The sequence below is a fragment of the Methylopila jiangsuensis genome, from assembly GCF_027922305.1.
GTDB classification, from domain to species: domain Bacteria; phylum Pseudomonadota; class Alphaproteobacteria; order Rhizobiales; family Methylopilaceae; genus Methylopila; species Methylopila jiangsuensis.
Window position 1 is genome coordinate 164,592 of the sequence record NZ_BSFK01000009.1, and the last position, 12,996, is coordinate 177,587.

Below are 12,996 nucleotides of genomic sequence, written 5' to 3' on the forward strand. Positions count from 1 at the left end.
CGAGAGAGGACCAATGCCCGACGCCTACATCTTCGACGCCGTGCGCACGCCGCGCGGGCGCGGCAAGCCGGACGGCGCGCTGCACGAGGTGTCCTCGCTCGGCCTCGCGGTCACGGCGCTGAAGGCGCTGAAGGAGCGCAACGGCCTCGACACGGTCCCGGTGGACGACGTGGTGCTGGGCTGCGTCGACCCGGTGGGCGAGGCGGGCGGCGACATCGCCCGCGCCGCGGCGCTCGCGGCCGATTACGGGATCGACGTGCCGGGCGTGCAGATCAACCGCTTCTGCGCCTCCGGCCTCGACGCCGTGAACTTCGCCGCCGCGCAGGTCATGTCCGGCCAGCACGATCTCGCCATCGGCGGCGGGGTGGAGAGCATGAGCCGGGTCGGCCTCGGCGCTTCCGGCGGCGCCTGGCCCATGGACCCGGCGATCGCGGTCAAGTCTTACTTCATGCCGCAGGGCGTCTCCGCCGATCTGATCGCCACCAAATACGGCTTCTCCCGCGACGACGTGGACGCCTATGCGGTGGAGAGCCAGAAGCGCGCCGCGACGGCGTGGGGCGAGGGACGCTTCGCGCGCTCGGTGGTCCCCGTCACGGACGTGAACGGGATCACCCTGCTCGACCGCGACGAGCACATGCGCCCCGACGCCACCATGCAGTCGCTGGGCGGGCTCAAGCCCTCCTTCGCGGAGATGGGCGAGCTCGGCGGCTTCGACGCGGTGGCGACCTACGCCCATCCGGACGTGGAGCGCGTCACCCATGTCCACCATGCCGGCAACTCCTCCGGCATCGTGGACGGAGCCGCCGCCGTGCTGGTGGGCGCGAAGGAAGCGGGCGCCGCCATCGGGTTGACGCCGCGCGCGCGCATCCGGGCCTTCGCCAACATCGGCTCCGAGCCGGCGCTGATGCTGACCGGGCCGGTGGACGTGACCAAGAAGGTGCTGGCCCGCGCCGGCATGACCATCGGCGACATCGACCTGTTCGAGGTCAACGAGGCCTTCGCCGCGGTGGTGCTGCGCTACCTGCAGGCTTTCGATCTCGACGACGCCAGGGTGAACGTCAACGGCGGAGCCATCGCGCTCGGCCATCCGCTGGGCGCCACCGGCGCCATGATCCTCGGAACGGCGGTCGACGAGCTGGAGCGTTCGGGCAAATCCACCGCGCTGGTGACGCTGTGCATCGGCGCCGGCATGGGCACCGCCACCATCATTGAGCGGGTGTGAGGACATGGCGGAAAACAGGGCAATAACGGCGGCCAATGGGGTAATGAGATGTCCTTCATTACCCCATTGTTAGGCGGTGCTCCCGTTTTCAGCCGTGTTTTCGATCCGTCGCCATCGGGCGCCGCGGCCTCGACCGATAGGCTGCAGGCGTCCGGCTTCGCGTTCGTTGCGCAGTACATAACGCACCATGTCCCAGCCAACGCTTGGGCAACGTTGATGCAGTTCGGAGATCGAAAAATCCCCGATCATGCCGTCGATGGCCTGCCGCACCATCCTTGTCTTCATGCCCCTGCCATCGCGAAGGTCGCCGATATCGCGTTCGAATTCAGCGTAAGCGGCGCTGACGATGCCGAGGAAATAGGACACCCATGGCATCGGATCATGCCCATTGGCATGCCAACCTTGGCTCGAACGGTATAGAGTATCGTAATAGCTGTCTTTTGTTTGCTCGATGAGTCTCTCTAGGGAAATGTAGCGAACAACATTGTAATCTTCGCGGTATAAGAGCAGCACGCTAAGAAGTCTCACCATCCGGCCGTTGCCGTCGGAAAAGGGATGGATGCAAAGAAAGTCGAGAACGTAAAGGGCGATGAGGATGAGAGGGTCGACCTCGGTGTTGGCGGAGGCGATGTAACTTTCGTGAAGATCCCGCATGGCTTCATCCGTTTGCCAAGCTGGGGTTGGCTGAAATCGTATGAAGACCGTGCCGTCGGGGCGGCGTTCAGTGATGCTGTTGTCGCCTCTTTTCCAATCGCCGCCTGTGTGGCCGGAAAATCGAAAGAGATCCCGATGCAGTTGGCGAATGATGTTTGGCGTGAGTTCAATATATTCCTGACGTTCGTGAATGACGCCAAGCACGTGGCGGTAACCAGCGATCTCTCCTTCGGAGCGGTTATCGCCGCTCGGCTCCGCGCCTTTGACCAACCGTTCAAGCATCGTGCGTGGGACTGTGACGCCCTCAAGCCGATTGGACGATTCAGTGCTCTCGATGAGCGCGACTTGCCGCAAATTCTCAAGAACATCGGGCGCGCGTTCCTGAAAGAGATCCTGCTTTCCCTTTCCTTCGCCAATCGCGCGGATGGTCGAGACAAGATCGTGCGTCAAAGTCAAGCGATCAAGAACAGAAGGAACCAGCGACGCCATGTTTCTTCTCTTTTTCGGCGCGTAACAGGAAGCCCAGTATGGCCATATGCCAGGCAGTATGGGCAAGCATCTTGAACACCAGCGCAGACATTTCCGGCGGCCATGCACAGATAGGCCGCCAATCAGGACATTCCGTTCATAGGCGAGCTTCATCATGACCGAGACCAACTTCCGCGCCGAGCTCGACGACGACGGCCTGCTGTCCGTCGTCTGGGACATGCCCGGCCGCTCCATGAACGTGCTGACCGCGGACGCGATCCAGGAGCTTTCCGGGATCGTGGACCGGGTGATCGCCGAGGAGGCGATCAGGGGCGTCGTGATCTCGTCGGGCAAGAAAGCGTTTTCCGGCGGCGCCGATCTCACCATGCTGGAAGGCATCGCCCGGCTCTACGAGCGCGAGCGGGCGCAGAGCGGCGAAACCGCCGCGGCGCAGGCGGTGTTCGACGAGAGCCGCAAGCTGTCGCAGCTCTACCGGCGGATCGAGACCTCGGGCAAGCCGTGGGCGATCGCGATCCGGGGCGTGTGCCTCGGCGGCGCGTTCGAGCTGGCGCTCGCCTGCCATTACCGTGTCGCGGCCAACGACGGCTCGACCCGCGTGGGCCTGCCGGAGGTGAAGGTGGGGCTGTTCCCCGGCGCCGGCGGCACCCAGCGGGTGGCGCGGCTGCTGCCGCCCCAGGACGCGCTGCAGATGCTGATGAAGGGCGAGCAGATCCGCCCCGACAAGGCCCGCGCCATGCGCCTCGTGGACGAGGTGGCGCCCGAGGCCGAGATCGTCGACCGCGCCAAGGCGTGGCTGAAGACCGCGCCGAAGGCGGTGAAGCCGTGGGACGAGAAGGGCTTCAAGCTGCCCGGCGGCCCGGTGTGGTCGAAGGGCGGCTTCATGACCTTCCCGCCGGCCAACGCCATCTACCGCCGGGAGACGCAGGGCAACTACCCGAACATCTTCGCCATGCTGCAGGCGGTGTTCGAGGGGCTGCAGCTGCCGATGGACCTGGCCCTCACGGTGGAGAGCCGGCTGTTCGCCAAGGTGCTGCGCAGCCCGGAGGCGGCGGCGATGATCCGCACCCTGTTCGTCTCCATGCAGGAGCTGAACAAGGGCGCCCGGCGGCCGGCGGGCGTCGCGAAGTCCGCGCTGAAGAAGGTCGGCGTGGTGGGCGCGGGCTTCATGGGCGCGGGCGTGGGCTATGTCACCGCCCAGGCCGGGATCGAGGTGGTGCTGGTGGATCGCGACCAGGCCGCCGCCGACAAGGGCAAGGAGTTCGCCCGCGCGCTGATCTCGGGGCAGGTGGCCAAGGGCCGCGCCACCGGCGCGGAGCGCGACGCGCTGCTCGGCCGCATCACGGCGACCGACGACTACGGCGCGCTCGGCGACTGCGATCTGGTGATCGAGGCGGTGTTCGAGGACCCGAAGGTGAAGGCCGAGGTCATCGCCAAGGTGGAGGCGGCGCTGAAGCCGGAGGCGATCTTCGCCTCCAACACCTCGACCCTGCCGATCTCGGGCCTTGCGAAACATTCGTCGCGGCCCGAGCGCTTCGTCGGCATCCATTTCTTCTCCCCGGTCGAGAAGATGATGCTGGTGGAGGTGATCGAGGGCGAGAAGACCGGCGACGAGGCGCTCGCCGTCGCGCTCGACTATGTGGCGGCGATCCGCAAGACGCCGATCGTGGTCAAGGACAGCCGCGGCTTCTTCGCCAACCGCTGCGTCATCGCCTACATGCTGGAAGGCCACCTGATGCTGACCGAGGGCGTGCCCGCGGCCATGATCGAGAACGTGGCGAAGCAGGCCGGCATGCCGGTTGGGCCGCTGTCGCTCAATGACGAGGTGGCGCTCGATCTTGGCCTGAAGATCCTCAACGCCACCAAGGCCCAGCTCGGCGAGCAGGCGGTGAACCCGGCGCAGGAGACGCTGCTGCGCCGGCTGGTGGAGACCGAAGGCCGGCTCGGCCGCAAGAACGGCAAGGGCTTCTACGACTATCCCGAAGGCGGCAAGAAGAGCCTGTGGCCGGGCCTCGCCGAGGTGGTGGAGGCCAAGCTCGACCCGGACGCCATCGACGTGGCCGAGCTGCGCGACCGCTTCCTCGTCGCCCAGGCGCTGGACGCGGCGCGCACGGTGGAGGAGGGCGTCATCTCCGACATGCGCGAGGCGGATGTGGGCGCCATTCTCGGCTTCGGCTTCGCGCCCTTCACCGGCGGGCCGCTGAGCTGGATCGACGGCATGGGAGCAAAGGCCTTCGTCGCCAAGGCGCAGGCGCTGGAGGCGAAGCACGGCGCCCGCTTCGCGCCCAACAGCCTGCTGTTCGATCTCGCCGACACGGGCGAGACCTTCTACGGCCGCTTCGCCGGCCCCGCGAAGGCGGCCGCCTGAGGGAAAAGGCCGCGGCCTTCGGGCGCCGTCGGACGTCACACGCCGTCATGCCCGGCGTGCGCCGGGCATGACGGAGAGCGTGGAATTTCGATCTGGCCCTGAAAGCTCGAAAGCAGAAGGGCGCGCCGCTTGTCCGCGGCGCGCCCTTCGTGTTTGAACCTCCGCCAGTCCGCCGTCACGCGCCGCGGAAGATCTCGCGCTTGCCGGCGTGGTTGGCGGCGCCGACGATGCCTTCCTTCTCCATGCGCTCCATCAGCGAGGCGGCGCGGTTGTAGCCGATCTGCAGCCGGCGCTGGATGTAGGAGGTGGAGGCCTTGCGGTCGCGCAGCACCACGGCCACCGCCTGCTCGTAGAGATCGCTGGAATCCTCCGAGAACTCGCCCTGATCGAACACCGCCGTGTCCGGGCCGCCCTCGTCCGCGTCGGGGCCTGCGGCGAGCTCCTCCTCGTCGGCGGTGACCTCGTCGAGATACTCCGGCCGGCCCTGCAGCTTCAGGTGGTCCACCACCTTCTCCACCTCGGCGTCGGAGACGAAGGGGCCGTGGACGCGGGTGATGCGGCCGCCGCCGGCCATGTGCAGCATGTCGCCCTGACCGAGCAGCTGCTCCGCGCCCATCTCGCCGAGGATGGTGCGGCTGTCGATCTTGCTGGTCACCTGGAACGAGATGCGGGTGGGGAAGTTGGCCTTGATGGTGCCGGTGATCACGTCCACCGACGGACGCTGGGTCGCCATGATCAGGTGGATGCCGGCGGCGCGCGCCATCTGGGCGAGGCGCTGGATCGCGCCCTCGATCTCCTTGCCGGCCACCATCATCAGGTCGGCCATCTCGTCGACGATGATGACGATGTAGGGCAGCGGGCTGAGGTCGAGCGCCTCCTCCGCGTGGATCGCCTCGCCGGTCTCGCGGTCGAAGCCGGTCTGGACGAGGCGCGTCACGGTCTCGCCGTTGGCGACCGCCTCGGCGGCGCGGGCGTTGAAGCCGTCGATGTTGCGCACGCCGAGCTTCGCCATCTTGCGATAGCGGTCCTCCATCTCGCGCACCGCCCATTTGAGCGCGATCACGGCCTTCTTCGGGTCGGTCACGACCGGGGTCAGCAGGTGCGGGATGCCCTCGTAGACCGAAAGCTCCAGCATCTTGGGATCGACCATGATCAGCCGGCACTTCTCGGGCGAGTGCATGTAAAGCAGGCTGAGGATCATGGTGTTGATGGCGACCGACTTGCCCGAGCCGGTGGTGCCGGCCACCAGCAGGTGCGGCATGCGGGCGAGGTCGGCGATCACCGGCTCGCCGCCGATGGTCTTACCGAGGCCGACGGCGAGCTTGTGCTTGGTCTCGCCGAACTCCGGCGTCTCCAGCAGCTCGCGCAGATACACGGTCTCGCGCCGGGCGTTGGGCAGCTCGATGCCGATGACGTTGCGGCCTTCCACCACGGCCACGCGGGCCGACACCGCGCTCATGGAGCGGGCGATGTCGGGCGCGACCGCGATGACGCGGCTCGACTTTGTGCCGGGCGCGGGCTCAAGCTCGTAGAGCGTGACCACGGGACCGGGATTGGCGTCGATGATCTCGCCGCGCACGCCGAAGTCGTTGAGCGTCTGCTGCAGCTTGACCGAGTTCTTCTCCAGGAACTCCTCGGACTGCTCGAAGGTGGGCTCGGTCGCCGGCGGCAGCGCCAGCAGCTCCAGCGGCGGCAGCTCGTATTCGCCGCTGATCACGCGCCGGGCCGGGGCGGAAACGGCTGGAGCCTGTGCGGCGGGGGCCGCCACAGGCTGGGGCTTCGGGGCCTGAACGGCGACCGGCGCGGCCGGCGCCGGAACCGGAGCGATCACTTCCACGGGCGCGGGTTCGGCCACGGCGGCGGGGGCCTGCGGCTCGGGCGCTGCGGCGGGAGCGGGGACGGCGGGCGCAGCGGCCGGCGCGGGCGTCACCGAGGGCGCCCAGGAAAACGACGCCACATAGCTCACCGGCGCGAAGCCGAAGGGGTGGCCGAGCAGGTCATGGGCGGGCGCCGGCGCAGGCTGTTCGACCACGGCCGCCGCGGCGTCGGGCGCTGCGTCCGGCGCCGGCGCGAGCGCCGCGTTGTCCTGCTCCGCCGCGGCGTCCGGCGTCGGGCCCTCGAGGCGGATGACGTCGGCGAGGCGGCGCAGCGTCGCGGGGCGCCGGCTTGCGGCGAGGATCTGCGCGGCCGCCGCGGCGGCGCGAGCGGCTTCGGCCGCGACCTCCGCCTCGTCGAAGGTCATGGCGGCGATGGCGTCGGCGGCGGTCTCCGGCGCGATCGGCTCCAGCGCCTCGTCCTCGGGCAGGCCCGCATGGCCGCGCAGGATGCTGTCCGGCGTGCGGGTGAAGCGGGCGTTGGGACCGATGGCGAAGGGCTGCAGCCAGCTCGGCACGATATGGGCGTCGTAGAGCGCGTCGAGGCCGAGCAGCGGCTCCGGCGGCTGCGGCGTCACGGGCACGGAGGCATCGAGCGCGTCGGTGAGATCGCGGGCGCGGCGCTCCCGCAGCACGCGGTCCGGCGTGCGCACCGAGCGCACCTCGCCCGGCGCCTGCGGACGCCGGGAATCGGCGGGTCGGAGTCCGGTCGCGTCGGAATCAGAGGCGGGCGGACGTCCCGAGAAGTTCATGGCCTGCAGTCCCGGATTGCGGCGCCGCGGCGCCGGGTGATCTCAGAGCCTCCAGTTAGAAAGAGCAGAGTTAATGAAGCGTGGAGCCGGCGTCATGCGGCGGCGCCGTCCACAGGCGGCGACCCGCTGGAACAGCCTCGGTTCCGAGGCCGTCCGGCGGATTCAGTTGGCGTCGTCGGGAAACGCCGGCAGAGGGTGGAACGCCACGCCGTCCTCCGCCAGCGCGCGGGCCTCGTCGGGCGTGGCGCGGCCGTAGATGGAGCGGCGCTCGATCTCCTCCGCGTGCATCCGGCGGGCAAGGTCGGGGAACCGGTCGCCCACGTTCTCGGAGGTGCGGGTCACGTGGTCGCGCAGCGCCTTGAGCCGGGCGCGCAGCTCGCGGTCGCCCTCGGAGGCCAGCTCCACCGATTCCCCGGACGCGCCCGCCGGTGAGGGAGTGGGGGAGGGCGCCGGCGGTTCCGCTTCCGTCTCCGCGCCTTTGCGGCCGGCTGCGATGGCCGGCGCCATCAGCGCCTTGGTCACGGCGCTCCCGCCACACGCCGGGCAGCTGAGCAGCCCGCGCGCCTGCTGGGCGTCGAAATCTGCGGAAGAGCGGAACCAGCCGTCGAAGCGCGCGCCGCAGCCGCAGGTGAGGTCGTAGCGAATCATGATGAAGCGAACGGCCTCAGGCGCCGACCTCGTGCAGCCGCGTCGGCTCGGACGGCGGCAGCAGGCCGAAGCGGCGGCCGTTCTCCAGCGCCGGGATGCGCTTGCGCGCGGCCGCCGACTCCGCAAGGTCGATCTCGGCGAGAATCACGCCCGGCTCGGCGTGGTCGAGCTCCGCCAGCACCTTGCCCCAGGGGTCCACGATCAGGCTGTGGCCATAGGTGTCGCGCCCGTCTTCGTGGCGTCCGCCCTGGGCGGCGGCGATAACGAAGGAGCCGGTCTCGATGGCGCGGGAGCGCAGCAGCACGTGCCAGTGCGCCTCGCCGGTCTGTTTCGTGAAGGCGGCCGGCGCGGCGAGGACCGAAGCGCCGTTCTCCGCCAGCGCCCGGTGCAGGGTGGGGAAGCGCACGTCGTAGCAGATGGTCAGGCCGAGCCGGCCCCAGGGGAGGTCGGCCACGATCGCGGTCTCGCCCGGACGGTAGGTGGCGGATTCCCGCCAGCTCTCCCCGTTCGGCAGGTCCACGTCGAACATGTGGATCTTGTCGTAGCGGGCGACGATCTCGCCCTCAGGGTCGATCACGAACGCCCGGTTCGCGGCGCGCTCGCCTTCGAGCCGCACCGCGAGCGAGCCCAGATGCAGCCACAGCCCCATGCCGCGGGCGAGCTCCTGGAACGCGGCGAGCGCGGGGCAGGCGTTCTCCGGCAGGATGGCGGCGAACAGCTCCTCGCGTGACCGCACCAGGATGTTGGTCATCTCCGGCGTCTGCACATAGTGCGCCCCGCCGTCCTTGGCCTCGCGGATCAGCCTGGCCGCGGCGTCGATGTTGGCGTTGACGTCGCGGCCCGTGCGCATCTGGGCGCAGGCGGCCACGAAACGGGTCCCGGTCTCGCTCATGGGGCTCACGCCGCCAGCAGCGGGTCGAGCCCGCCCGCCGCGTCCAGCGCGTGCAGATCGTCGCAGCCGCCGATGTGCCGGCCGTCGATGAAGATCTGCGGCACCGTGGTGCGGCCGCCGGCGCGCTCGATCATCTCCGGCCGGCGCGCGGGCTCGCGGCCGATGTCGATCTCCTCGAAAGCCACGTTCTTGCGGCGGAGCAGCGCTTTCGCCATGTCGCAATAGGGGCAGCCCACACGCGCGTAGACGGTCACGGACGACATTGGGGCCTCTGGTCTTCGAGCGGATCTTCAGGGTCTCGTCCGACGATATAACCCGTCACGCGTCGTTCACAACCAGGGCGAAGGTCAGCGCGTCCACCTCCGCCGCGCCGGCCCGCCGCAGCAGCCGCGCCAGCCGGTCCAGGGTCGCGCCGGTGGTCATCACGTCGTCCACCAGCACGATCCTCCGGCCGGGAACCAGCGCCCGCCCCCGCGCCGACAGCCGGAACGCGCCCTGCAGGTTGGCGGCGCGCTGGGCGGCGGTGAGCCCCACCTGCGGCCGGGTGGCCTTGATCCGCTCGATCGCCTGCAGCTCCAGAGCCGCGCCGGAGATCTTCGCCACCTGCCGCGCCAGCAGGGCGGACTGGTTGAACCGCCGCCGCCACATCCGCCCGCGATGCAGCGGCACGGGGACCAGCAACGCGTCCGGTCCGAGCAGCTCATGGCCCGCGCGGGCCATGAGCGCGCCCATGGGGCCGGCGAGGTGCAGGCCGTCGGCGTATTTCAGCCGGTGGACCAGCTCCCGCGCCGGTCCCTCGAACCGCGCCGCCGCCCGCGCCCGGCCCCAGGCCGGCGGAGAGGCCAGCGCCCTGGGCGACACCAGTCCGGGGCCGAAATCCGCCGGGAACGGGGTTCCCAGCCGCTCGCAATAGGGCCGCTCGATCAGCCGCATCCCGCCCCAGCAGGCGAGGCACAGCCCGCCATTCGAGGCGACGGGGCTGGCGCAGGCGAGGCACTGCGGCGGCAGCGCCAGATCGAGCGCCGCTCCGCCGAGCCGGGCGAGCCCCCGCCACAGGCCGGCGGCGGCCCCGCGTGCGGAAAACCGTCGCGCGCGTTCGTCGTCTGCTCTATTCAGGCGCTCAGTGTCCATGCGGAGCCGCTGATGGATCTGTTTCAAGCCATGCTACGCCGTTTCGTCGGCGTCGGCGCGCTGACGATCATCGATCATAAGGGCGTCGCCCACGCCCATCGCGGCGGGCCGGGGCCGGAGGTCACGCTCCGCCTGCACGACGCGAAGGTGGCGCGCGACCTGCTGCTCAACCCGGAGCTCAAGGCGGGCGAGGCCTATATGGACGGCCGCCTCACCATCGAGCATGGGACCCTGCGGGATTTCCTCACGCTCTATGCGCTGAACCGGGGGCGGCTTCGCGGCCTGCCGCTGCAGAAGGTTCTGCGGCGCTCGCTCAAGACGCTGAAGCGCTGGGCGAAGCCCAACACCGCCGGCCGTTCCGCGAAGAACGTGGAGGCGCATTACGACCTCTCCAACGCGATGTACCGGCTGTTTCTCGACGAGGGGCTGAACTACTCCTGCGCCTATTTCCGCTCCCCCGACGACACGCTGGAGCAGGCCCAGACCGCCAAGCTGCGCCACATCGCGGCCAAGCTCGACCTGAAACCCGGACAGCGGGTGCTCGACATCGGCTCCGGCTGGGGCTCCATGGCGATCTATCTGGCGGAAAGCTGCGACGTGGAGGTGGTGGGCGTCACCCTGTCCAAGGAGCAGCTGGCGCTCGCCCGTGAGCGCGCGGCGGCGCGGGGGCTGTCCGGCCGGGTGCGCTTCGAGCTGATGGACTACCGCGACGTGGAAGGCCCGTTCGACCGCATCGTTTCGGTCGGCATGTTCGAACATGTGGGCGTGAAGAACTTTCCGGCCTTTTTCGCCAAGGTGTCCAAACTGCTTGCGCCGGACGGCGTGGCGCTGCTGCATTCCATCGGCCGCAAGGGCGGGCCGGGCGTCACCGGCGCCTGGGTGAAGAAATACATCTTCCCCGGCGGCTACTCGCCGGCCCTGTCGGAGACCCTGACCGCGATCGAGGGCGCCAAGCTCTGGGCGACCGACATCGAGATCTGGCGCCTGCACTACGCCGAGACGCTGGTCCACTGGGAGCGGCGCTTCCAGGCCAACCGCGCCCAGGCCGCGGCCCTGCTGGGCGAACGCTTCTGCCGCATGTGGGAGTTCTATCTGATCACGGCGGAGTTCTCGTTCCGCCACGGCAAGCACATGGTGTTCCAGATCCAGCTCACGAAGGACCCGGAGGCGGCGCCGCTGACCCGCGACTACATGGGCGCCCGCGAGGCCGAACTGCTCGCCGCAGACGCCCGCCGCGGCGCATGAGCGGCGGCGGCGTCCCTGCGCTGTTCGACCGGGCTCTGCTGCGCCGGCGGCTGGAGCGGGCCGGGAGGGGAGGGGACGGGCCGGATTTCCTGCGCCGCCGCGTGGCGGAGGATCTGGAGGACCGGCTCGCCGCCACCCTGCACGGCTTCCCGCTGGCGCTCGATTTCGCGACCCAGGGGCCGGGCTTCGCCGCCGCGCTCGCTCGCAGGCGGGGAGAGGGGCGCACGGTTCGCGCAGGGCTTCGCCCCGGCCCCGGCGTCGATCTGGTGGCTGATCCGGAGACGCTCCCGCTGAAAGGCGGGGCGTTCGACCTCATCGTGTCCGGCCTTGCGCTGCAGCTCGTCAACGATCTGCCGGGCGCGCTCACGCAGATCCGCGCCGCCCTGAAGCCGGACGGGCTGTTTCTCGCCTGCGTGCTCGGCGGCGACACCCTGCACGAGCTGCGCGCCGCCTTCGCCGAGGCCGAAGCGGAGACCGCCGGCGGCTCCAGCCCCCATGTGGCGCCCTTCGCGGACGTGCGCGCCTTCGGCGGGCTGCTGCAGCGGGCGGGGTTCGCTCTGCCCGTGACCGATTCCGACCGGGTGACGGTGCGCTACCCCCATCCGCTGGCGCTGTTCGCGGACCTGCGGGCCTGGGGCGCGGCGAATCCGTTGACGGAGCGCGCGCGACGCCCGCTCGCCCGCGCCACGCTCGCCCGGCTGGTGGAGATCTACGCCGCGCGCTTCGCCGACGCCGACGGAAGGGTGCGCGCCACGTTCGAGATCGTGTGGCTGTCGGGCTGGGCGCCGCATCCGGACCAGCCGAAGCCGCTGAAGCCCGGCTCCGCCACGGCCCGTCTGGCGGATGCGCTGAGCCAGGTCCGGGCCGCGAACATGACAGAGAATTAATTGGCGTTTCCGATGGGGGCGCCTAAATATCCGATCATCGAAACGCGGCGAACGACCGCACAACCAAGGGAGGCCACCATGGCCATCTGGACCGCTCCGATCGTCGAAGAGACCCCCGTCGGCCTCGAGGTCACCTCGTACAGCCCGGCTGAGCTCTGAGCCTTTAAGCTCCTGAGCCACTGAGTTTTCGAACGCCCCGCGCAGACCCTGCGCGGGGCGTTCTGCGTTTCAGGTCCTGCGCTCCGGTCCGGGCCGGCGGAGCGCTTCGCGCCCGGACCGACGACAGGCGCGCATCGGGCCGGGAGACCGTGGCCGCCCAGGCGCGCGTGTCCGGACGGCTGTGAGCATCGCCATCTCTGGCGCGCCGCGGCCACGCCACAAGGCTCTGCGCCAAAGGCCCCCAAGGTGACCGCCGACGAACGGGGCTTGGAACGCCGCAGGCTCCCCCCAAGTCTCTCGATGGTCACCTGTGGGGCGTGGCTCAGCCCGCGATTCACCGGCCGAATCTGAATCGATTCACTGCGTGAATCGCCGAAAAATCGCAAAAACTCCTAGATCATCTAAGGAAAATTCTTCCGTGGGCCGGATCGGCGGGGAGCGTCGCGCTGGCCGGGAAGGGAGCCGAACAGCGTCCCGCGAAGGCCCCAGAACGCCAAGCGGCGTAAAAAGTTTTCCACAGTCAAAGGCGGGTTTTGGCCGTGAAAATCCAACGAACGGCGAAGGCCGTCCACAAGGCCTCCGTCGCCGAACCGTCATTTTTCGAATTCGACGTCGTTGACACCTTGGTTGGGTGCTGCCTATAAAGCGCCACACCGGACGACGGGGCGGCCAACAGCG

At 69.5% G+C, this 12,996-nt stretch carries 11 protein-coding genes; 5 read left to right on the top strand and 6 right to left on the bottom strand.

Features of this window, described 5'->3' with window-relative positions; genetic code table 11:
- The first annotated feature begins 13 nt into the window (after window positions 1-13).
- A complete protein-coding gene (locus PKE85_RS09605) occupies window positions 14-1,222 on the top strand; it encodes an acetyl-CoA C-acetyltransferase (RefSeq protein ID WP_271204516.1) in 1,209 nt (402 codons plus the stop codon).
- Window positions 1,223-1,291: 69 nt separating this feature from the next.
- On the opposite strand, the gene PKE85_RS09610 is transcribed toward PKE85_RS09605, so the two are convergent.
- Window positions 1,292-2,365, bottom strand: coding sequence for a Fic family protein (locus PKE85_RS09610; RefSeq protein ID WP_271204517.1), 1,074 nt, complete (start codon window positions 2,363-2,365; stop codon window positions 1,292-1,294).
- A 154-nt stretch (window positions 2,366-2,519) separates the two neighbouring features.
- Here PKE85_RS09610 and PKE85_RS09615 point away from each other — a divergent pair, with 154 nt between their 5' ends.
- Window positions 2,520-4,730, top strand: coding sequence for a 3-hydroxyacyl-CoA dehydrogenase NAD-binding domain-containing protein (locus PKE85_RS09615; RefSeq protein WP_271204518.1), 2,211 nt, complete (start codon window positions 2,520-2,522; stop codon window positions 4,728-4,730).
- A gap of 175 nt (window positions 4,731-4,905) precedes the next feature.
- Here PKE85_RS09615 and PKE85_RS09620 read toward each other — a convergent pair whose 3' ends face one another.
- The 5 genes from PKE85_RS09620 to PKE85_RS09640 all read right to left on the bottom strand — a co-directional run bounded on the left by PKE85_RS09620 (window position 4,906) and on the right by PKE85_RS09640 (window position 10,027).
- Window positions 4,906-7,356: a DNA translocase FtsK gene (locus tag PKE85_RS09620; protein ID WP_271204519.1), complete on the bottom strand. Its 2,451-nt coding sequence runs from the start codon at window positions 7,354-7,356 to the stop codon at window positions 4,906-4,908.
- A gap of 162 nt (window positions 7,357-7,518) precedes the next feature.
- Window positions 7,519-8,004 carry a DUF1178 family protein gene (locus PKE85_RS09625; RefSeq protein WP_271204520.1) on the bottom strand — a complete coding sequence of 162 codons (486 nt, stop codon included), beginning with the start codon at window positions 8,002-8,004 and terminating at the stop codon, window positions 7,519-7,521.
- 16 nt (window positions 8,005-8,020) lie between these two features.
- On the bottom strand, window positions 8,021-8,896 hold the full coding sequence (locus tag PKE85_RS09630) for a carbon-nitrogen hydrolase family protein (RefSeq protein ID WP_271204521.1): 876 nt from the start codon (window positions 8,894-8,896) through the stop codon (window positions 8,021-8,023).
- Between the two features lie 5 nt (window positions 8,897-8,901).
- Entirely contained in the window at window positions 8,902-9,159 is a 258-nt protein-coding gene (grxC, locus tag PKE85_RS09635) for a glutaredoxin 3 (RefSeq protein WP_271204522.1), read from the bottom strand.
- Window positions 9,160-9,214: 55 nt separating this feature from the next.
- Window positions 9,215-10,027, bottom strand: a complete 813-nt coding sequence (locus PKE85_RS09640; protein WP_271204523.1) for a ComF family protein — start codon at window positions 10,025-10,027, stop codon at window positions 9,215-9,217.
- A gap of 12 nt (window positions 10,028-10,039) precedes the next feature.
- Here PKE85_RS09640 and PKE85_RS09645 point away from each other — a divergent pair, with 12 nt between their 5' ends.
- From PKE85_RS09645 to pqqA, 3 genes are all read left to right on the top strand, one after another.
- Complete coding sequence (locus PKE85_RS09645) at window positions 10,040-11,272, top strand: SAM-dependent methyltransferase (protein WP_271204524.1); 1,233 nt, start codon at window positions 10,040-10,042, stop codon at window positions 11,270-11,272.
- Window positions 11,269-12,159, top strand: coding sequence for a methyltransferase domain-containing protein (locus tag PKE85_RS09650; protein ID WP_271204525.1), 891 nt, complete (start codon window positions 11,269-11,271; stop codon window positions 12,157-12,159). The genes PKE85_RS09645 and PKE85_RS09650 overlap by 4 nt, the downstream gene beginning before the upstream one ends.
- A 78-nt stretch (window positions 12,160-12,237) precedes the next feature.
- Window positions 12,238-12,318 (top strand): pyrroloquinoline quinone precursor peptide PqqA, encoded by an 81-nt coding sequence (gene pqqA / locus PKE85_RS17695; protein WP_128776471.1) that lies wholly within the window; start codon window positions 12,238-12,240, stop codon window positions 12,316-12,318.
- The last annotated feature ends 678 nt before the right edge of the window (window positions 12,319-12,996 follow it).